At 37.2% G+C, this 22215-nt stretch carries 18 protein-coding genes; 5 read left to right on the top strand and 13 right to left on the bottom strand.

Annotation, left to right across the window (positions count from 1 at the left end; all coding sequences use genetic code 11):
• Window positions 1–7: 7 nt before the first annotated feature.
• The 12 genes from ACM26V_RS02745 to ACM26V_RS02690 all read right to left on the bottom strand — a co-directional run bounded on the left by ACM26V_RS02745 (window position 8) and on the right by ACM26V_RS02690 (window position 14652).
• Window positions 8–1474 (bottom strand): CoA-acylating methylmalonate-semialdehyde dehydrogenase, encoded by a 1467-nt coding sequence (locus ACM26V_RS02745; RefSeq protein WP_416149937.1) that lies wholly within the window; start codon window positions 1472–1474, stop codon window positions 8–10.
• 321 nt (window positions 1475–1795) lie between these two features.
• Window positions 1796–3388, bottom strand: coding sequence for a PucR family transcriptional regulator (locus tag ACM26V_RS02740; protein ID WP_416149936.1), 1593 nt, complete (start codon window positions 3386–3388; stop codon window positions 1796–1798).
• A 43-nt stretch (window positions 3389–3431) separates the two neighbouring features.
• The gene (locus ACM26V_RS02735) at window positions 3432–3611 is read right to left on the bottom strand and encodes a hypothetical protein (RefSeq protein ID WP_416149935.1); all 180 of its coding nucleotides are present in this window, start codon (window positions 3609–3611) and stop codon (window positions 3432–3434) included.
• Window positions 3612–3614: 3 nt separating this feature from the next.
• A complete protein-coding gene (locus ACM26V_RS02730) occupies window positions 3615–3845 on the bottom strand; it encodes a hypothetical protein (RefSeq protein WP_416149934.1) in 231 nt (76 codons plus the stop codon).
• 92 nt (window positions 3846–3937) lie between these two features.
• A complete protein-coding gene (locus tag ACM26V_RS02725; RefSeq protein WP_416149933.1) occupies window positions 3938–5422 on the bottom strand; it encodes an NCS1 family transporter in 1485 nt (494 codons plus the stop codon).
• Window positions 5423–5655: 233 nt separating this feature from the next.
• Complete coding sequence (hydA, locus tag ACM26V_RS02720) at window positions 5656–7074, bottom strand: dihydropyrimidinase (protein ID WP_416149932.1); 1419 nt, start codon at window positions 7072–7074, stop codon at window positions 5656–5658.
• Window positions 7075–7101: 27 nt separating this feature from the next.
• Complete coding sequence (gene preA, locus ACM26V_RS02715; RefSeq protein WP_416149931.1) at window positions 7102–8388, bottom strand: NAD-dependent dihydropyrimidine dehydrogenase subunit PreA; 1287 nt, start codon at window positions 8386–8388, stop codon at window positions 7102–7104.
• A gap of 28 nt (window positions 8389–8416) precedes the next feature.
• Window positions 8417–9790 carry an NAD(P)-dependent oxidoreductase gene (locus ACM26V_RS02710; protein WP_416149930.1) on the bottom strand — a complete coding sequence of 458 codons (1374 nt, stop codon included), beginning with the start codon at window positions 9788–9790 and terminating at the stop codon, window positions 8417–8419.
• Window positions 9791–9900: 110 nt separating this feature from the next.
• The gene (locus ACM26V_RS02705; protein WP_416149929.1) at window positions 9901–10788 is read right to left on the bottom strand and encodes a nitrilase-related carbon-nitrogen hydrolase; all 888 of its coding nucleotides are present in this window, start codon (window positions 10786–10788) and stop codon (window positions 9901–9903) included.
• Window positions 10789–11492: 704 nt separating this feature from the next.
• Window positions 11493–11906 (bottom strand): cytochrome C oxidase subunit II, encoded by a 414-nt coding sequence (locus ACM26V_RS02700; RefSeq protein WP_416149928.1) that lies wholly within the window; start codon window positions 11904–11906, stop codon window positions 11493–11495.
• Window positions 11907–12137: 231 nt separating this feature from the next.
• The gene (locus ACM26V_RS02695; RefSeq protein WP_416149927.1) at window positions 12138–12833 is read right to left on the bottom strand and encodes an OmpA family protein; all 696 of its coding nucleotides are present in this window, start codon (window positions 12831–12833) and stop codon (window positions 12138–12140) included.
• Window positions 12826–14652 carry a MotA/TolQ/ExbB proton channel family protein gene (locus ACM26V_RS02690; RefSeq protein ID WP_416149926.1) on the bottom strand — a complete coding sequence of 609 codons (1827 nt, stop codon included), beginning with the start codon at window positions 14650–14652 and terminating at the stop codon, window positions 12826–12828. The genes ACM26V_RS02695 and ACM26V_RS02690 overlap by 8 nt, the downstream gene beginning before the upstream one ends.
• A gap of 230 nt (window positions 14653–14882) precedes the next feature.
• Here ACM26V_RS02690 and ACM26V_RS02685 point away from each other — a divergent pair, with 230 nt between their 5' ends.
• The 5 genes from ACM26V_RS02685 to ACM26V_RS02665 all read left to right on the top strand — a co-directional run bounded on the left by ACM26V_RS02685 (window position 14883) and on the right by ACM26V_RS02665 (window position 20658).
• Complete coding sequence (locus tag ACM26V_RS02685; RefSeq protein ID WP_416149925.1) at window positions 14883–15323, top strand: hypothetical protein; 441 nt, start codon at window positions 14883–14885, stop codon at window positions 15321–15323.
• 79 nt (window positions 15324–15402) lie between these two features.
• Complete coding sequence (locus ACM26V_RS02680; RefSeq protein ID WP_416149924.1) at window positions 15403–15666, top strand: hypothetical protein; 264 nt, start codon at window positions 15403–15405, stop codon at window positions 15664–15666.
• Window positions 15663–15860 carry a hypothetical protein gene (locus ACM26V_RS02675; RefSeq protein WP_416149923.1) on the top strand — a complete coding sequence of 66 codons (198 nt, stop codon included), beginning with the start codon at window positions 15663–15665 and terminating at the stop codon, window positions 15858–15860. Before ACM26V_RS02680 ends, ACM26V_RS02675 begins: the two co-directional genes overlap by 4 nt.
• Before the next feature lie 777 nt (window positions 15861–16637).
• Complete coding sequence (locus ACM26V_RS02670; RefSeq protein WP_416149922.1) at window positions 16638–16829, top strand: hypothetical protein; 192 nt, start codon at window positions 16638–16640, stop codon at window positions 16827–16829.
• 766 nt (window positions 16830–17595) lie between these two features.
• Window positions 17596–20658: an efflux RND transporter permease subunit gene (locus ACM26V_RS02665; RefSeq protein ID WP_416149921.1), complete on the top strand. Its 3063-nt coding sequence runs from the start codon at window positions 17596–17598 to the stop codon at window positions 20656–20658.
• 159 nt (window positions 20659–20817) lie between these two features.
• Here ACM26V_RS02665 and ACM26V_RS02660 read toward each other — a convergent pair whose 3' ends face one another.
• Entirely contained in the window at window positions 20818–22137 is a 1320-nt protein-coding gene (locus tag ACM26V_RS02660) for an ABC transporter substrate-binding protein (RefSeq protein ID WP_416149920.1), read from the bottom strand.
• Between the last annotated feature and the right edge of the window lie 78 nt (window positions 22138–22215).

Here is a 22215-nt window from a genome sequence, read left to right as displayed (position 1 = left end):
CTCCATCCTAGTAATCTACTTTAGATGTAATCATTTTCTTACGAGTATAAAAATTAACACCGTCGGATCCATTTGCATGGAGGTCTCCATAAAATGATTCTTTCCACCCTGAGAAAGGAAAAAAGGCCATTGGTGCTGGAACTCCAACATTAACGCCTAACATCCCAGCATCTGCTTCCTCTCGAAACTTTCGAATCGCTTGGGCATTATTGGAATAAATCGTCGCTCCGTTACCAAATTTAGATTTCCTTATATGTTCCAATCCTTCTTCCAAATTCCCCGCTCGAAATACACTCAATACTGGAGCAAACATCTCTTCCTTAGCAATCGTCATTTCAGGCGTAACAAAGTCAAAGATTGTTGGACCAATGAAATTGCCTTCAGTGAATTTATCCATTTCATTCCGTCCATCTCTCACTAGTTGTGCGCCTTCTTCTATTCCCTTCTTAACATATTCCAACGTTTTCGTCAGTTGTGTTTCTTTGATAATCGGAGTTAATAAAACGTCCTCATCTAAACCTGAACCCATGTTGATGTTATCTGATTTCTCTTGCAAAAGTTTCATAAACTCCTCACCACCGCCTACTAAAACAACAGCGCTACACGCCATACATCTTTGCCCAGCACTTCCGAATGTCGACATAATAATCTGGTTTACTGCCATGTCATTGTCAGCATCTGGCATAACGAGATGGTGGTTTTTTGCACCTGCTAAAGCTTGAACTCGTTTACCGTTTGCCGCTGCTGTTTCATAAACATATTTTGCTACTGGTTGGGAACCAACAAATGAAATTGCCTTTACCTCTTGATGTTCTAACAATCTATTCACAACATCATGTGCGCCATGAACGACATTTAAGACACCGTTTGGTAAACCTGCTTCTGTAAATAATTCAGCTAACTTATTCGATAATAGCGGTGTTTGTTCAGAAGGCTTTAATACGAACGTATTGCCGCACGCAATCGCTAATGGGAACATCCATAGTGGGACCATAGCTGGAAAGTTAAAAGGAGTTATTCCTGCAACAACGCCAAGGGGATACCTGAACATCTCAGAATCGATGCCATCAGCAATCGTCGATAATGATTCCCCTTTCATCCATGAAGGTGCACCCGTTGCAAATTCAACACATTCAATCCCTCGCAAAACTTCGCCAAACGCTTCTTTATAACTTTTCCCATTTTCTTCAACGATTAATTTGGCCAATTCAACTTGGTTAGCCATTAATAGCGAATGATATTTAAATAGAATTCTTGCTCGTTTTGGAACAGGAACCTTACTCCATGTTGCGAATGTCGTTTCCGCATTTTTTACAGCATGATCGACATCGGTTTTATTCGAAAGCGGGACTGTCGCAATGACTTTGTTTGTCGCTGGATTTGTGACATTTAAATATTGCTTGCTGTTAGAGTAAAGCTTTTCACCATTCACGTAATTATAGATAGCTTCTACTTCCGTTTGTATTTTTGTCATTATGGTTTCCCACCCTTTTTATTGTATTTTTCTGAAAGTTTAGATTACTTGTTGTAATTATCTCTTATTCACTGATTCAATTCATTAGACATATTGTAAAAAATCCTTGAATGAAAACTCATCGATTGTAAAAAGAATGCTAGTGTGAGGATCAGAGATTGATAAAGATAACTATTAGAAAAACTTGACTTGTCGCCAAGTCTTTCATGGCGAAAGCCTTAGTTTATCTTATACTTTAATCCTTTAGCGAAGTTACACATTCTTAAAGTACTAAAAGGGATCGAACTTGAAAAAATCAAGTTCGATCCCTTAATATTTTCTTCATTGATTTACAGACGCTAAATACTCCCTAGCTAACATACAAAATTCTAAAACTTGTCGTTTTTCAGAGGTCATAAAATCATCCCCTAAAATATTTTCTAACTTCTCGATGCGATGATATAATGTTTGCCTAACAACAAAGATCCTTGTCGCCGTTTCCTTTTTAGAACCGTTGCACTCAAGATAAACTTTTAGCGTTTCCATTAAGTTTGTATTGTATTTCAGATCATAATTTACCAGCGGCTCAAGGTATTCATTTACAAATCCATTTAAATCACTATGTTTATCAACTAAAGAAATAAGTCTATACATATGAAGGTCGTCATAGAAATATTTTCTATTTTCAACTAGCATTTTCCCTTGGAGATGCAATGTTTCTTTTGCTGCTGAATAACTATTATTAATGTCACTTAATTTATTGACATATTGGCCAACAGCTAAGTCAATTTTTGAAATATTGGGGAAATCATTACTGAGTAATTTTGCAACCCCATCTCCCACTCTACTTTTCCACTCTTCCGTATTTTCCTTATTAATTAGGATACATATAATATGATTTCTTTTTTCAATAGTTAATGCAAAGAAATTTTTTTCATCAAAAATAGTTTGAATCATGATCTTTAAGAATGTGAAATCCGAAGTGATATAGTTATTTACATCATCACTACTAAGCTTGAAAATACATACGACTGCGCCATTTAAGTTTTTTGTATTTTTGTAATAAGAGAGATGTTCTTTCACCACCTCATCACTATGTACGCCTTGCAACCATTCTTGTATCCACTCTGTTTCATTGGCTTTTCTTTTTTCCTCTGTATATAATACTCGAAGCAAATGTTGCGCTAATGCCGTTGCGGTTCTGTCGAGAATTAGTGATTCAAATTCACCTAAGACCCTATCCTTGGCAACGAGGAAAATTTCAGCATAGTCATTTTCTAATATAGGTACTTTTTTACTTGAAACATGCGGATCATCTTTAGCGTGATAGTTATTTAACTTATCAAGTAACCCAATTTTCTGATTTTCGTTGATTTCTGGAATGCATTGGAATTCGTTGTTATGTGTTAAGTAAATAACTTGTAAATTTAAATACCTCTGAAGAAATAATAATATTTCATATTCATTATTTATCGAGAGAACTTTTTTATTTAGACTATCAGAATACCTTTCAAGGTTCGAAATCATTTCATATTGTTGATTAATTAAATAGGAATGGATGTCCTGGGTAATCTCAACAAACGGAACTTCCGTCTGAAAAAGCATAATTGGAAAACTGTGATAATCTGCTAAGTCTTTTGCTTTATCTGGAATCCCTTTCACATACTTTCCTAACTCTATGCACAACCCCGCTGCCTTGCAGTTGATTAGTTCTACTAATAACGAATACAATATTTCTTCGTTTTCTACCCAACCAAATCCAGTAGAAAGAATTAATTCATCCCCATTTAAAAGATCGCCTACTTCCGTTACTTCAAACACATGAACCCACTTCACGTTTCTTGCTAATCCATTTTTACCAGCTGCTAAGTGACAATTTTCAAAGTGCTTTCGAGTTAAAATGTCTGCTACTGTTAACGGGAAGTGATTTTTCAAATAATCCACCTCTTAATTTTTGTAATATTTGTTCTATTCAGTATTATACTACTATATATTCATTATATAATCTAGCAATTACTAACAGTGACGTCAGTGATTGTGCGTAACAATTTTCAGTATTTTGTACGTTTCGTTTATGGTGTGGATTTGCTCCTGCTTCTGGACACTTGGTCCAGTTCCAATCAATAAAAGACTCTCTCCCCACGGAGAAAGTCTTCATTAATTATATCCCTTGTTTCTGTTGATCAATTATAATCATTGAGAAGTACTTCCGTGCATCCGCATTTAAAATTTGTAATGTTTCTATTTGATTTTTTTGTGGATCCGTCCCACGGTATTCAAATTCTAAAAACGCACCACTTAAATTCTCTGTTACACCTTTAATTATATAATCTTGCTCGACTAAGAAATCTATTTTTTCTCTCTCTGCAACATAATTAACATACGTTGACATTATATTATCCCCCTTGCTATATATCTCTTAAATGTCATTTTTCCCAATCGCGGTCAATCATTACCTAACAAATCCCAAACATCACTAGTCTATTATTCTCCTGCAGCTACAGTTCCACCTTTCGCCTTTCTAATTAGTGCTTTTTCTTCATATTCATCTCCTATAATCCAATCTCTTCCAACCGTAATCCCTAAGTACTTCTCATCATCAGGATCTTTTATTTCTGCTTGTTGGAAGGATTTGAAATACCAACTTTTAGCAAGGAAGTAATAAAGCACACCACCTACGATAAATCCGACAAAGAAAGAGTATGTTGGGAAGAAAATAGCGATACCTCCGCCAATAGCCCATGCAATAATACCTGCTAGATTAACCCCTTTATGATACTTATATTGACCTTCATTTTCATAAAGGTCATTCACGTTCAATCTTCTTTTTCTTAATACATAGTAATCAGCAACGACGATACCAGCAATCGCTGATAATACAGCTCCAATAACTGTTAAGAAAGTAAGTAGTGCCTCAAAGAGATTCCAAGGTTGGAATAACGTTCCGATAATTCCTGCTGCAAAGACGCCTAACCAAAATGGCATTTTTGGACCACCAGCATTTGAAAAAATCGTTGCAGCTGGAACAATGTTTGCAGATATATTCGTAGACCACTGGGAAAGAACAATCATTAAAAGTAAAACACCTAAAACGATACCTGAAGCCGCTTCTTGAAGAGCAACAACGGGGTCATAGTTAAACACAGCAATATATGAAACGGCACCTAATACAATTATAAATGTTTGTGTAATCGGAAGGGCAATGACGCTACCAACCAACGTTCCTTTATTACGCTTAAACCAGTTACGTTCGAATTTCGGTGCTTTTACGAACCTTGAAATTGACGATATATCGCACGCTAGGGTTGACCAAAATCCCATCGTACCTGCGATAACGAGCATAAATGCAGTGAATGCTGCCATTCCAGTAACTGGACTTTCCACCCAAGTCCAAAGATGCCGTCCTTCGGCTAGTGCCTGGTCTGATAAAGTGAAAAACATCCAAACACCGATCAGAATAATGATTGGTGCCGCAAGATCTGCAAAACGTTCCACAGCTTTGATTCCTAAAGCAGTATTAAAGAGTTGAATAAAAGCAAAGATAATATAACAGACGAACCAATTATCAAATCCAACTAAGACATTAAGAATCGCATTCATGGCAGTCGATCCAAAAAATGTATTAATACCAAACCACATCGACGCAGTTACGCCTCGTAATATAGAAGGTAAATGCGTTCCAATTGTCCCAAAAGGTGCCCTCATATAAACGGGGAAGGATACTCCGTGTTCTACTCCTATATCGCCATTCACTGTAATTATTAATCCGATTAGCAAGTTTCCGATTAGTGATGCAAGGATAACCATTGGTAGTGAAAGGGATTCAATTCCAGCACCACCAATAGCAAAAGCAGCTAAAACTACTGCCATCCCTACCCAAAGAACAGCAAAACCTAATGTGCTTATTTTTTTCTTGTTATGCGGAATAGGTAATAAATCTGGCGACCTTAAGTGATTTGAGTTACTCATACATGATACCCCCTATACTTTTTTTGGAGGTACTGAAAAAGAATGATGTCCGTACAAAACACCTTCCGCTTTCACGACACGAACATCAGCTTAGCGCATTGGTGGCGCTGTTGTTTTCTTCGATATAGGCAACTTTTTGGGTTTTGCACGGACGTTTCTGTACAAATCTTTTTCAGTTCCCTCTTATTTCTTACTATCTGCCAGATTCGATCCCTAGTTGTCACTTTTTTCTTCTATTCTACTAATGCCGCTTCATCCGTATCTGAGGTTAATTTCCCGTAGCGAGCACGTTTCAAATACTCACCACTGCCAACCTCTCCAACAAACTGTTTATCTTTAATGACAAATTCTCCGCGTGATAGAACAGAGATTGGCTCACCTGTAACTTTCATTCCTTCAAACGCGTTGTAATCAACTGCCATATGGTGCGTCTCAACAGAAATTGTTCTTTCAACATTTGGGTCAAAGATGACGATATCGGCATCGGTCCCAACGGAGATAGTGCCTTTTTTAGGATATAAACCAAACAATTTAGCTGAACGAGTGGAGGTCATATCAACAAATTGATTAAGTGTAATTCTTCCCTTTTTCACACCTTCAGAAAAGAGGATACTTACTCGGTCTTCAATCATCGGACCACCATTCGGAATTTTAGTGAAATCACCTTTCCCTAAATCCTTTTGCCCCTCGAAATCAAACGAACATTGATCGGAACCGATTGTTTGAAGTTCTCCAGTTTTTAATGCGTTCCACAGTTTTTCTTGGTTCCACTTCTCTCTAAGAGGTGGAGACCAAACATATTTAGCTCCTTCAAAGTTTGGTTGATCCATATAGCTTTGATCTAACGCTAAATATTGTGGACATGTCTCTCCCCAAACGTCATATCCTTTTTTTCTAGCTTCAGCAATTTTGTTTGCTGATTCCTCACAGGAAACATGGACAACGTACAATTGTGAATCTGCTAACCCCGTTAATTGCGCTGCACGTCCGGTTGCTTCGCCTTCTGCCTCAGGTGGACGAGTTAACGCATGATAAATAGGATCTGTATTTCCTTTCGCTAATGCTTTATTAACTAAATGATCAATCACGTCACCATTTTCGGCATGAACCATTACTAATCCACCGAGTTCTTTCGCTGTTTCAAGCGTTTTAAACAATGTTCCATCATCTGCTTGGAAGACATTTTTGTAGGCCATAAATACTTTAAACGATGTGATTCCTTCTTGATCCATCACTTTTGGAAGTTCATTTAAGACATCTTCATTCATTTCACTTATCATTAAGTGAAAACCATAATCGATAACTGCTTTATCTTTTGATTTCGCATGCCATTGATCAATCGAGTTTTGCAGTGGTTTCCCTTTATTCGTTATACAAAAATCAATGACAGTTGTAGTCCCGCCAAACGCAGCAGCTTTTGTCCCCGTTTCGAAATCATCTTTACTCACGGTACCGCCAAATGGCATTTCTAAGTGAGTATGAGGATCTACCCCTCCTGGAAAAACATACTTTCCTTCCGCATCTACCACTTCCGCAGAGCTATCAGTGATGTTTTTACTGATCGTAGCAATAACTCCGTTTTCTACTAAAATATCAGCTTTGTACGTATCAGAAGCAGTAACAATCGTTCCATTTTTAATTATTTTTTTCATAATTAGCACCCTCCTAAAGTCATTTCTCTATTTCACTAAATCAACATCACAGGAAGCTACCGAACCAATCGCTGCTTGTCTTTCATTCCATGTCATTGGCGGTTTGCCATTTTTGAATTCGATCATATCAATCGCTCCATCAACAGGACAGACAATTGAACAAAGATTACAGCCGACACAGTCTTCTTCACGTACTCGTAAAATATCATTTCCGTGATTATCTTTTAACATGTCAATGCATTGGTGGGAAGCGTCCTCACAGGCAATGTGACACTTATTACAGTTAATACAGATATCGTTATTAATTTGTGCAACGACTTGATGATTCAGGTCTAAGTTGCCCCATTCAGAGAAACTACTAACAGATTTCCCAACAAGCTCGGATACAGATGCAATCTGTTTATCATCAAGATAATTATTTAACCCATCAATCATATCTTCGACGATACTAAAACCATGATGCATAACCGCTGTACAAACTTGCACGCCTGTTGCACCCATTAACATAAATTCAACTGCATCTTGCCAGTTGGAGATACCTCCTATTCCAGATATCGGAACATTGATCCGGTCATTTTTGGCACATTCTGCAACCATATTTAACGCAATTGGTTTCACTGCCGGTCCACAATAACCTCCATGTGCCCCCTTCCCAGCTACATTCGGGATAGTTTGCCACGTATCAATGTCAACTCCTGCTAAACTATTAATTGTATTAATCATACTGACACTGTCTGCACCGCCCCTTACTGCTGCTTCAGCTGTATGAGTGATATCCGTGATATTTGGGGTTAACTTGACAATGACAGGGGTTGTTGCTACTTCCTTGGCCCATCTCGTTTGTTTTTCAACAAGTTCAGGAACTTGCCCTGATGCTGATCCCATTCCTCGCTCTGCCATCCCGTGTGGACAACCAAAATTTAACTCCAAGCCATCAACACCAACAGCTTCTACTTTTTGAACAATTTCATGCCATTTTTCTTGCGTAGGTTCAACCATAAGTGAAGCAATAATTACATGATCCGGATAGAGTTGCTTTGTTTCATAAATTTCTTTTAAATTTTCTTCCAATGGTCTATCAGTAATCAACTCAATGTTGTTAAATCCAGCAACTTTTTTACCATTAAAGTCTACGGCCGCAAAACGAGACGTCGTGTTAATGATAGGTTCTCCTAATGTCTTCCAAACAGCACCGCCCCATCCAGCTTTGAATGCTCGCTGTACTTGATATCCTGTATTCGTCGGAGGAGCAGAAGCAAGCCAAAAAGGATTCGGTGATATAATTCCTGCAAAATTAATACTTAAATCAGCCATGATGTTTCCCCCTCTAAAATTTGTCTCCCTACGCTGTTGCAGCTGTTTTGGAAACGAGTTGATGAATGGCAAAAGCAGCTTCTTTTCCTTGCTGTGCTGCTGTCACAACCATGGCCTCTCCTTGACCATTACCAAACGTCACATCTCCAATTGCAAAAACGTTAGGATTGGATGTTTGACGAGTTTCAGGGTCTATTTTTACAACTCCACCATCATGCTCTAATCTGAATTTTTCAATAATATCAACATACCGTGTTTGACCGATCGCTTTAATCACTGCATCTACTTCCATCGTAAACTCTGAACCTTCTATCGGCACGGGTTTACGTCTGCCATCCTCACTTTCTTCAGCTAACTCCATACGAACGCATTGTAAATGAGTAACCATCCCATGTTTATCACCAATGATTTTAATAGGTTGTGTTAACCAATTAAATTCAACCCTTTCTTGCTTTGCAAACTCATATTCAAAATCATAAGCTGTCATTTCATTTTCCGTTCGACGGTAAACAATTTTCACACTTTCTGCCCCCTTACGAATCGAGCATGTTGCACCATCAATTGCTGTATTACCTGCACCGATAACAACAACTTTTTTCCCAGCTAATTCATCTGTGATTTCACCTGATTTTGTACTCTTTACAAACTCTATCGCGTCATGGACACCAATTAACTCTTCCCCTTCTATTCCGACGTTCGGTACACTGCCCATCCCAATCGCAAAAACAATGAAGTCGAAATTTTTCGATAATTCATCTTGTGAAATATCTTCGCCTACTTTGGTATTCGTTTTAATTTCTACACCTAGCTTTTCAACTTGCTCCACTTCCCATAACGAAATATTTTGCGGTAAACGGAACGAAACAATCCCATACGTATTAAGGCCACCCGCTTTCTTTTCTGCTTCATAAATCGTAACGTCAAAGCCGAAACGAGCGAGTTCTCGGGCGGCAGATAATCCTGCTGGGCCACCACCAACAATGGCAACTGACTTGCCATTTTTCTCGCCTGCTTTAAAGAGAAGTTGTTCATTTTTCATTGCCCAATCTGTCGCATAACGCTGTAAATCACCAATCATAATTGGTTTCGTCGAATGATTTAACACACAGGCTCCTTCACACAGTTCTTCCGTAGGACATACTCGAGCACAACTAGCTCCAACTGGGTTCGCATCCATAATTGTAGTTGCTGAACCTTTTAAATTTCCAGAAGCGATCTTTTTTATAAATTTTGGGATGTCAATGTCTGTTGGACAGGCCGTAATACAGGGAGCATCATAACAATAAAGGCAACGATTAGCTTCTTCTGCCACTTCCTGATTCGTTAAACCTGGATGTGTTTCTGCGAAATTTCCCGCTAAGTTTTCCAGTGAAATCCCTTTACTAATTAAGCTCACTATCATTAACCTCCTTCAAAAAATGGATTAAAGTTTTACGATTTTTTCAAAAAACTAAACATAGAGTAAAGTCATATTAGCTTTACTCTATTCTCGCCTAGCGAATAAATGGTCCATTATAATTGTTCAGACATATCGTTATAAGTCTCAGGTCTTCTATCTCGATAAAACTGCCAAGTATCACGTACTTCTCGAATCAATTTTTTATCCATTTCTCCGATAATCACTTCATCTTTATCACGACTACCCATCGATACAAAATTACCTCTAGGGTCTGCGAGATAAGATTGACCATAGAATTCTCCCATTTTCCAAGGTGCTTCTATCCCGACACGGTTAATTGCGCCAACGTAATATCCATTTGCGACCGCATGAGCTGGTTGTTCTAGTTTCCATAAGTATTCGGAAAGACCAGCAACTGTTGCTGATGGATTAAATACAATCTCCGCACCATTTAGCCCAAGCAATCTTGCACCTTCTGGGAAGTGACGGTCATAACAAATATATACGCCTACTTTCGCATATGCGGTATCAAAAACAGGGTATCCTCCGTTACCAGGTTTAAAATAAAACTTCTCCCAAAATCCATATCCTTCTTCTCCAACTCCGACATGTGGAATATGGTGTTTTCGATACTTTCCTAAGTAAGTTCCATCAGCATCTATCACCGCTGCTGTATTATAATAAGTTGCAATGCCTTCTTTTTCATAGATTGGTAGAACAATTACAACTTGTAATTCTTTCGCTAAGTCTTGAAACCTCTTCGTCGTTGGACCATTTGGAATTTCTTCTGCTGCTTCATACCACTTTGTTTTTTGCTCAGAACAAAAATATGGTCCATAAAAGATTTCTTGTAAACAAATGATTTGTGCGCCTTTCTCAGCTGCTTCTTTTACTAATTTAATATGTTTTTCAATTGCCACTTCCTTATGAATAGATACTGACTCATCACCATCAACATCGTTCGTTGCTTGAATCAGGCCGATTTTTACGTTATCTGACATGTCCATTCCCCCTATTAGCTTTTCTATTTATTTCATACGTTGATTATAGCTAAAGTATGTCATTACCTTCCTATATATGGAGGGAAATCTTACACACTTTCTATTATTGTAGAAAATCTAACTGTTTGAAATGTGATGTGTTTTTCTTCACCTCCAATAAAAAGAATAATGAAAATTCTGAATTTATTCGGTAAATGATGATTTTTATATTACAACCTTCGCTAAAGACTTTCATTATACATTTTGTAAAATGAACGGAACATGAACTTTTCATAATGTTAATTCATGCTTGGAGTGGTGCTATTTTTTTCGATATTATAGAAGCGATATCATCATTTCTAAGCTCCTCATTTTTTCTATTTCACATCAGTCAAAGACTGTTATCATAGGATTTCACTTATACTAATGAAACTTAATTCATTTGTCTCATTTTCCGTACAAACAGAAAAAAACTCTGAGTAGAGTTTTTGGTATTTATGGGTTAAGTTTTCTTACACAAAACTTTTTGGGAGTATCGATCCGTTTTCTTTTGTTTCCTTTTCGCAAATTAGAATAACTTGGCTTATTGCCAAATTCATCATGGCGAAAGCTTTAGTTTAGTTTATACTTTAAATCTTTAGCGACGTTAAACATTCTTAATGTATAAAAATAGCAATGCCTAAAGTACTTAAGTACTTAGGCATTGCTATTAAAAAGATTGTCGTTTACTCTACTACTAACATTGCTTCCATCTCATCATGGCCTTCACCACATGGAATGCTACAATAGATTCTATATTCGCCAGGTTCTAAATCAGCAGTTGCAGATCCTTCGCCATCAATGACAACATCTGTACCTTCTATCTCAATTCCGTGGTGTCCTTCTTCATTATTAAGATTTATTGTCACTTCACCAGCTTCAGCTGTATAAGTATCTTGATCAAAATCCCAGTTTGAAGCATTCAATTCAACAACACTACTAGAAGCTTCTTCTTCTTCTTCTCCATTTTCATTTTCAGTTTCCTCTGCTACATTTTCATTTCCCGCACTTTCATTTTCTGTTACATCATTATTTCCCCCACAAGCTGCTAATACCAATACAAGTGCAAGAAGCATAAACCCTATTATCTTATTCTTCACAAAAACATTCCTCCATTTATTATATTTATCTCGTTAATTTAGTAATTATTGAGATTATTAAGCTCAGAAGATATATGATCTTCTAGAGATAATTATATTAATATATTAATTTAAATGCAAGGAAAGGTACTCGCTATTCACCGAATCTTCAGCAAGATTGGAGTATGACGTTCGTTATTTCTCAGTTAAATCGACCAGAAAAGGAAGCAGAAGAACCGTCCCTTCGCTTCCTTAATTCCCTTCTAGTAATTCTCTTGTTTGGTTTAATATTTCTTCATCTTTTAAACGGAACTTAAACTCTACGCGTCGTGAATCCTCGGCACTATAGTTTCCTGCATCATCCATACGTTCATCCATATTAGATTTACCGTTTACAGTTAATTTTTCTTGAAAGGGTTGTTGGATGTGTTTTTCTGGGAATCTTTCACTAAGAATATGCTCAGCGACGCTAAATGCTCTTTCTTGGGAAAGCTCTAAATTGTACAAATATCCTCCAGACCTATCTGCATGCCCTTCTATGATAATTTCGGAAATATAGTCTTCATAACCACCTTCTAATAGCACTTCTAAATAGGTCGGGACAAACTCATCCAAAAACGCAAACCCCTCTGGTTTTAAGTCAGCTTCATCGAATTCATACAAAATATCGGTGTTAAAAATTAATGCTCCCGTATCTTCATCTACTTTAATCCCTAAGGTAGAATCACTGAACTCTTCTTGTAATTCCTCTACTAGATTGACTCTAACTCCCATTATTTGATCGATCGTTCGTTTCATCTCTTCAATTTGAAACGATTTGATCACCATCATGATAATAAAAATTAACACAAAACACAGTAAGATAACTGTTAACAAATCAGTGAATGACGGCCAAAAATGACTTTCCTCCTGCTCACCTTTAAAAAGTCGTTGGTATTTATTAATCATTTGTGCCAACCCTTATACGATTGCTTTGCCTCTCTGCCTCTTGGGTGAAAGCGTAAAGTTGACGGTTAAAATTTTGAAATTCTTGCGTCAGATCAGTGATCGTTTGCTGCGTTATTCGAATATTTTTTTGTTGATTCTCTTCTGATATTTCACTTATTTGCTTGAATTCTTTTTTTATAGCACCATTCATTTCAACTAGATAGTCATTGAGGTTTCGACTAACCTTATCTAGTTTGTCACCGAGTGTTCCATCTAAATTCGCAACATATCTAGAAAGTGTGTCTTTGAGAACTCCTACGCTAGAATCGATCTGATTCTCTCGTTGAATAAACGAATCAGTCATTTGGTTAAGAGTCCGGTTCATTTCATTAATTAATTGATAATTTTTCGATCCAATTTGTTCATAAGATTTTGTTGCTTCATGTAGATGGTTTTCAAACGCGACCGATTCCTTAGAATGAGTTTTCAAATGTTGATTGAATTCTTGATTAAATTCCTTCAACTCGTCAAACCTGTCCATTAGTAGGTGTTTGTATTCAGCTTGTGTGATTTTTATTGTTTCTAACGCATCGGGCAATTGTACAATCGAGTGTCCAAGTTTATCAAATCCTCTCGTTAGCTCACTTAAGGAAGAATGGATACCAGAAAGTTTCGAGCTAACATTTTCTCCAAAGACAGCTTTAAACTGTTTATTGTTTTCCTTCATTAATTTAACTAAATCATCACTTTGTGCATTGACCTTCTCAAATGCTGCCTGGGACGATTCTTGTCTTTCTGCCATGGAGGAGATAAACTCTTTCCAATCGACAACCGAATCTTCAAATGTGTTCAATGACTTTATCTGCGAATTAGATAATTCCTCTATTTTTTGGTATGTATATTGAAACGCTTGAGACATACGCTCATTTCGTTTATCCATCTTCGTAAAATAAGAAAATAATTGCTCAAAATTGTTATTGAGCTTCGTCACCGATTTATCAAAACCATTAGTTACCTTTTTCATACTATCAAAAAGAACATGGAAATCGTCTAAATTATCCGATAATCCGTCGTTAAATTTGCTTAAATCTTCTGCTGCTTTCTGCAATCCCACGGTATACTCTTGAAAACCATTAAATGATTTTTCGATATTTTGTAATGATTGTTGATTTGTTTCGCGAAGATCAATAATCGAAGAATTGATTGATTCCGACACTTCAATCAATCGAGCCATCGTATTTTCTTCGTTACCATCTAAATGTGTTTCCATTTTTAACATAATATCTGTCATCAAATATTCCGTATTTGCGATTCGGATGATTACTGTCATAATCAGGGATAATCCCATTCCTGCAATACTCGTATAAAACGCGACATCAATTCCAGCAAGGACACTAGCAACATTATCGACCAGTTGATCTCCAGTTGAATCAATACTTCCGAGTGACATCGTTAGTCCGATAAATGTTCCTAATACCCCTACTAATATAAATAGAGAAACGGTCATCTGAATCATTTTAATCAGACTAACCACTGGAACATTTAACACGCGCCAACTTGAAAACTTCCCCTGAACAAACGTATCTACTTTCACAGATTCTTTTTTTTGTTTCGTATCATATTCTGCTTTAAATGATCGTAACGGCTCAACATCCATTGAATCTGTTACTTGTAAATGATGACGGATTTTCTTTAATTTAAAATACAAGATAAAGTGAACGAGAAAAGCGATCACAAATGTAACAAATAACGTCATGAAAATAAATTCGATTGCTTGATTAGATAGAATCGATTGCGCTTGCTGCTCACTGGTGAAGAGCCCTAGAATAGTTTCAATCATTGCTTTCCCCTCCCACTCTTTAGTAAATGATATTCAGTGCTTGGACAAAACATGATTAATTTAAGGACAGGCATCTTTTCTACGAAATTAAAGCATAACAGTAACTAATGTCATAAATCTAATAACCTTGCCTCCGGTGGACGGTAAATTAGGTACTATTTTTAAACCCGAATTATACATAAAACACTAAAAAGTACAGCGAGGCATTCGGACCGTTCGAGGAATAAAGATTGGAAAACGTTCCGAATCAGCGAAGCATTCGGAGCGTTCGAGGTATCGAGTTTGCAAAACGTTCCGAAACAACGAAGGATTCAGAACGTTCGAGGTATCGAGTTTGGAAAACAGTCCGAATCAGCGAAGCATTCGGACCGTTTGAGGTATCGAGTTTGGAAAACGTTCCGAAACAACGAAGGATTCGGAGCGTTCGAGGTATCGAGTTTGCAAAACGGTCCGAATCAGCGAAGCATTTGGAGCGTTTGAGGTATCGAGTTTGGAAAACAGTCCGAATCAGTGAGGGATTCGGAACGTTCGAGGTATCGAGTTTGCAAAACGGTCCGAATCACCTAGGCATTCGGAACGTTCGAGGTATCGAGTTTGCAAAACAGTCCGAATCAGTGAGGCATTCGGAACGTTCGAGGAACCGAGATTGGAAAACGGTCCGAATCACCTAGGCATTCGGACCGTTCGAGGATCGGAAATTGAAAAACGGTCCGAATCAGCGAAGAATTCGGAACGTTCGAGGAACCGAGTTTGAAAAACGTTCCGAAACAACGAAGGATTCGGAACGTTCGAGGTATCGAGTTTGCAAAACGGTCCGAATCAACGAAGGATTCAGAACGTTCGAGGAATAAAGATTGGAAAACGGTCCGAATCAGTGAAGCATTCGGAACGTTCGAGGAACCGAGATTGGAAAACGGTCCGAATCACCTAGGCATTCGGACCGTTCGAGGATCGGAAATTGAAAAACGGTCCGAATCAGCGAAGAATTCGGAACGTTCGAGGAACCGAGTTTGAAAAACGTTCCGAAACAACGAAGGATTCGGAACGTTCGAGGTATCGAGTTTGCAAAACGGTCCGAATCAACGAAGCATTCAGAACGTTCGAGGAATAAAGATTGGAAAACGGTCCGAATCAGTGAGGCATTCGGAACGTTCGAGGTATCGAGTTTGGAAAACGGTCCGAATCAGCGAAGCATTCGGAACGTTTGAGGTATCGAGTTTGGAAAACAGTCCGAATCAGTGAGGCATTCGGAGCGTTCGAGGTATCGAGTTTGCAAAACGGTCCGAATCAGCGAAGCATTCGGAGCGTTTGAGGTATCGAGTTTGGAAAACAGTCCGAATCAGTGAGGCATTCGGAACGTTCGAGGTATCGAGTTTGCAAAACGGTCCGAATCAGCGAAGCATTCGGAGCGTTTGAGGTATCGAGTTTGGAAAACAGTCCGAATCAGTGAGGGATTTGGAACGTTCGAGGTATCGAGTTTGGAAAACAGTCCGAATCAGTGAGGCATTCGGAACGTTCGAGGAACCGAGTTTGGAAAACAGTCCGAATCAGTGAGGCATTCGGAACGTTCGAGGAACCGAGTTTGAAAAACGTTCCGAAACAAGGAAGGATTCAGAACGTTCGAGGAATAAAGATTGGAAAACGGTCCGAATCAGCGAAGAATTCGGAACGTTCGTAGAATCAAAATTGAGAAACAGTCTACACTGCGAAAGTGTCTTTAATACTTTTATTGAATTTCGATTTTTTTGCTCCACTTTTCATGATGATGGAGATACTTCTTCTATCATTTTTCACTTATAAGATGAGAACGTTATAAGCTAGTACGACCATATGATACAACAGACTGATCAATTCTTAACTGATATAAGAATAATCCAGATTTAAGAATTATTACAGAAATACAAATCCATATTTTGTCATAATATGTTAATATTACATTACAGATAATATAGGTATATAAGTTTTTGTTAAAAAGGTGGTGAGTAATGATTATGCCAAGGTGGAAATCATTTATTATTGTTGCTTCTTTGTATTTTTTAATTTTTTTGTTTTTTTTAATTTATGGATTGGTAACAGAGTTCAAGAGTGGAGTACAAATTAATTTAGTATTATGCGCGATATTATCAATAGTAATGTTTACAGTAGTAATCGTTTTAAAAAAGAAACATCCTAATTGAATTATTCTTTTCGACACAACTAAGAGTAATTTATTTTTTATAACACAACTCGAACATTTAAATGGAATCTAATTAAGTTTTTTAGTGGTAGGGCGATAGACACATGTTTATTTCAATTACTAGGTTGCATTTAAAAGGTAAACGAAAGTTACCTATCTTTTTATTCCATACCATTAAATCAATTATGCAAGTGAAAAAAGCAGCAGGATTAAAATTTTCTTCTTTTAACAAAGAAGGATGGGTCATACTGGACTCTAACAGTATGGGAAAGTAAGGAACAAATGATTAATTATAGAAATAATGATAATCATTTAAAAGTCATGAAAATATCGAGAAATATTGCAAAATAGATTAATTGGGATTCAAAAATTATTCCTTCTTGGGGTGAGTGTAAAAAGCGCCTACATAAGAAGTACGGAAGATTTGCTTGAGATTCAATTTTTTTCTAAGAGAATTTAATTCGAAAAATTAGCACCTGAAAAACAAACAGGTGTTTTTTATTGTCTTAATATATTGTGATCTTATTTTAATGGCTGTGATGAGACTATCCTTGATCTTGCCGAAAAACAGCTCCTATAATTAATCCTATTTTACCTTTTTTCTTCACCCTAGAACAGTCCTCTGCTTTTTCTTTACCTAATTGAAAATACGTCTTAAGTCTTAGTAAAGTTAATTCTTGGGAACGTTTTACAATTAGAGTTTTTCAGATAATATAAAACTAGGATAGTCAGGAAAATAATCCCAAAAAGAGAGTAGGAGAATGTTTATGAATGCACTAAAATTTATTATTCAGAGGAAGATTTTAATCGGTTTAATGGTTGTGTTAGTTTTATGTATTGGTAGTTATTCGATGATACAACTGGATAAGGAGCTTTTACCATCCTTAAGTTTTGACGGGGCATATGTTGAAGTAGATGCAGGAGATATGGCTGCAATTGAAGTAGAAAGAAGTATTACGACATCACTAGAAACTAGCATTTTAGCGATTGACGGGGTAGAAAGTGTTAACTCTACTTCATCGATTGGTAGAAGTTCCATACAAGTTTTTCTAGAAGAAGGAGGTGGCGATGACCTATATAAAGAAGTACAGTCTGTTGTGAACTCATCTATCCCCAATTTGAATGGTGTTACCGACCACCTGATAGGTCAAATCGGTACAGATCAAGATTATGAATTTTTCATGGATATTTCTGATGGAAATATGAATGAGATGAGTGAATTTGGAACAGATGTGTTAGTTCCTAGATTAGAAGGGCTACGTGAAGTGAAAGAAGTCGCACTTGGTGGTATTCAAGAGCATGAAGTGTCGATTGCCTTTCAACGTGATGAAATCACGGAAAGGAATATTGATGTTTCACAAGTGATTGACACGATACAACATGCAAATAGTGAAGCGACGGTTGGAGAATTAACAGAAGAACAGGATTCACCCACTCTTCGCTGGGATGCAAAAATAGAAGGTATTGAAAGTATAGAAAGCCTTAAGATACCTACTCAAGATGGCTGGATAGACTTAGAAGATATTGCAACTGTTTCGGTATCATCCGTGCAAAATGCTTCGAACGTGTGGAAAAATGGTTCAAAAGATTTTATATTTGTTCAAATTGGTCGGAACCCAGACGTGACTCAAATTGACATGGCAAATGCGATACGATCTGAACTTGATGATATTCATGAAGAAGGATTGGTCGAAAATTTCCAACTAAATGAAATGGTTGCTCAAGCTGATTATGTGCAAGAATCGATTGATGGCGTATCGAGTAATATTATGATCGGAGGAGCAATTGCCGTAGTCATATTACTTCTATTCTTACAAAACATTCGCGCTACAATCATTGTAGCCGTGTCTATTCCAACGTCAATCATGCTGACATTTGCTTCGATGTGGGTGTTAGATTATAGTGTAAATATTTTAACACTTATCGGTTTAGGGTTAGGTATTGGAATGATGGTCGATGCATCGATAGTCATTCTAGAATCAATTTACCGTAAAAAAGAACAAGGTTTCTCAAATATTACCGCCGTCTTAGAAGGCACAAAAGAAGTAGCAACTGCCGTTATTGCTTCCATGTTAACGACAATTGTTGTGTTTTTACCAATTGGCTTAATTGGCGGAGAGTTCGGTAGCTTTGTAATGATTTTATCAATGATCGTCGTGATCACTCTGCTAAGCTCGGTGATTGTTTCGTTCACATTAATTCCTTCCCTTGCTGAGAATTTCTTAAAACTTCGTAAAGGGAAAGAGAAACGTAAAGAAGGCAAACTAATTCATGGATACAGTCAGCTCATTTCATGGGTTGTAAGAAAAAAACGTCACAGTTTAGCAATCATCATGTTATTTGCGATAATCTTCGCCAGTTCCATGTTCTTTATTACTAAAATACCAATGTCAATTATGCCTGACATCTTTAACCGGTATGCTGAGTTAGGTGTTGAACTGGACACTGGAGTACCGATCGAAGAAAAAGAAGAGTTGTTTAGTAAAATAGATGATACTTTATCAGATATTCAAGATGTGGAAACAAATTATATTATGGATAATGGGACTTTCTCTTATCTCATCATTAATATGACGACAGATGATGAAATTACGAGAGATCAAAAAGATGTTAATGAAGATATATTACGTCAAATACGTTCGTTGGAGGATGACTATCCAATAAATAATGTGTTTAACGCAATGGATGGTGGTGGTGCCTCATCCCCTGTTCAAGTCAACATATTTGGCGAAGATTTTGTAGAACTAGAAGCAATTTCAGAAGAACTTATTAGTGATCTTCAAAGCATTGAAGGCTTGACAGGGATGAAACATTCCAGTGAACGCACTTCTTTAGAAGAAATGATTGTTTTAAATGAAGATGCGGTGGAAGATGCAGGTTTATCCGACCAACAGTTACAACAATCAATTGAATTGGCATTTTTGGAAACTCCCATAGGAGAGGTTATCAATGATGACGTAAACGTCCCTCTATTTGTGAGGTGGGATGATAATATATCTAGTAAAGCAGATCTGCTTGATGTATCAATCATGACTGCTGAAGGAGAGGAAGCACTTTCTACATTTATCGATTTTAAAACAGTTTCTACACCTAATGAAATTAGGCATAATGATGGGGAACGTTTCTTGACAATATCTGCTGACATCGAAGGACGTGATTTAGGTTCGATTAATCGTGATGTGCAAAATGCTGTTGAAAGTTTTGACGTGAGTGATGGTTATCATGTTTCTGTTGCTGGTGATCTAGAGCAACAACAAGAGTTAATCAACGAAATGATCCTTGTTTTAGCGGCAGCTATCTTTCTAGTATATTTAGTTATGGCAGTCCAGTTTAATAATTTAGCTCACCCTATAGTCGTGATGTCAGTTATTCCAATGACATTTGTCGGTGTTATTCTAGGATTATTCATTACACAAATGGAACTAAGTTTACTGGCAGGAATGGGAATTGTGATGTTGATTGGCATTGTCTTAAATAACGCGATTTTATTAATCGACCGGATCAATAAGCTTCGACTCCAAGGATATACAGTCCAAAATTCAATTGTAGAAGCTGGTAAAAATCGCATTCGTCCAATCTTTATGACCACTTTGACGACATCAGGTGGAATGTTGCCATTAGCTCTAGCATCTGGTGCATCGGGGAATTATCAAGCACCAGTCGCAACAGTTCTCATATCAGGATTATTATTCGGGACTTTAATTACACTGCTCCTGATTCCATCTGTTTATAGAATATTTCATGCGATTGGAAACGGATTTAGTCGCATTGGTAAAAGAAAAAAGAAAAAAACAATCGAAAGTAAACTAGAACAAACAGAAGAAGTGTGAACTAAGGAAGATTCACAGGGACTTTTATAAGAGCAATTCTCGTAGTGCTTCCATTTAAAAAATAGCCAATGACTCTTGTATCATCAAGGGTCATTGGCTATTTTAATAGATCGCACTTTTTTCTTTTGAAAGGAAGCAGTAGAACCGTCCCTCCGCTTCCTATTGATCTTTCATCGAATCCCATAACCGTTGGAATTCAGCCAATAATTCTTCTCTGTCGGATTCATAAGATACATACTTTTGCAGAGCAGAACCTAGCTGTGGCGCTAAGCCAGTCGGAAACTTGTTCCACTCTAGCGCTAAGCTTGGCTTTTCATTTGCATATTGTTGAACATCATTAGCAAGTGGGCCAATAAGCTCTGAATCTGCTTCCATCGTTGTAAAAGGTGGAATATGTTTAAATTCTTCTGTAATGTATCTTTCACCTGCTTCCGACATAGATAACCACGTTAAAAATTCCTTCGCTTCTTCTTTCACTTCTGATTCATTATGGATCCCCCAATAGAAAGGCACATTACTAAATAACCGATCATTTAGATGCTCATCGTCATTTAGCGGCATTGGCATCATCCCTAAGTTAAGATCTGGATTTATTTCGTCCAATAGTGATTGGAGCGAGTTGGTGCTTAACGTAATCGCACCTTGTTCCGTCGCAAAATCGGTTACTTGCTCTGAATAGCCAATCGACATCGGATCTTTGTGGGCATTATCAATTTCTAAATCAATCAGATCAAGCCACTGATTAAATATTTCATTATCAGTGAAACTCGCTGTCCCCTCACTTAATCCTTCCATAAATGCCGATGGGTCTTCTTGTTTGGCAAAAGCATTATTCGTCGCAAAAAATCCAGGATTAAATGTTTCCGCAAAAGAACTAACAAAAGGAGAAATTCCTGCCTCATTAAGTTTGGCAACTGCTTCTTCCATTTCAGTAAACGTTGTAGGCACTTCTGTAATACCCGCTTCGTCAAACAAATCTTTATTGTAAATATACCCCAGTCCTTCTATCCCTAAGGGCATTCCATAAATTTTATCATCAAATGTTGCAGCAGGCTTGGTACTTTCAATCATGTTATCCACCCAAGGCTGATCAGATAAATCTTCTAAATATTCTACCCATGTTTCTAGACCACTATGTCCTAACACTCTAAAAATATCAGGGCTTTCTCCAGCAGAAAATTTAGTCGTTAATTGTGATGGATAATCATCCGCACTAAGTGATTCAATTTCAATTCTAACGTGAGAATTTTCAGATTGATATTCTCTCGCTAAATCAAGCAATTCATCGTGGATTTCTACTTTATTATTAAATAGTTGAATCGTTACTGTTTCTTCCTCTTCTGTTGCATTATTGTTTGTTATCTCGCTATTTGTGTTTTCATTACTATTGTTACTTGCATCACTATCATTACTTGCACAGCCTGCAAATAATATAAGTGAAGATAAACTTACAATCGATACGAGCAAATCTTTTCTCATAAATAAAAACTCCTAATATATTATTTTGGCTATAGTTTTATGGCTAATATGTCTATAAGAATGATAACACATCTTATG

Source organism: Salipaludibacillus sp. HK11, from assembly GCF_047795645.1.
Lineage (GTDB): Bacteria > Bacillota > Bacilli > Bacillales > Salisediminibacteriaceae > Salipaludibacillus.
Note: the sequence above shows the minus strand (reverse complement) of the source record. Positions and strands in the feature narration are given on the sequence as shown.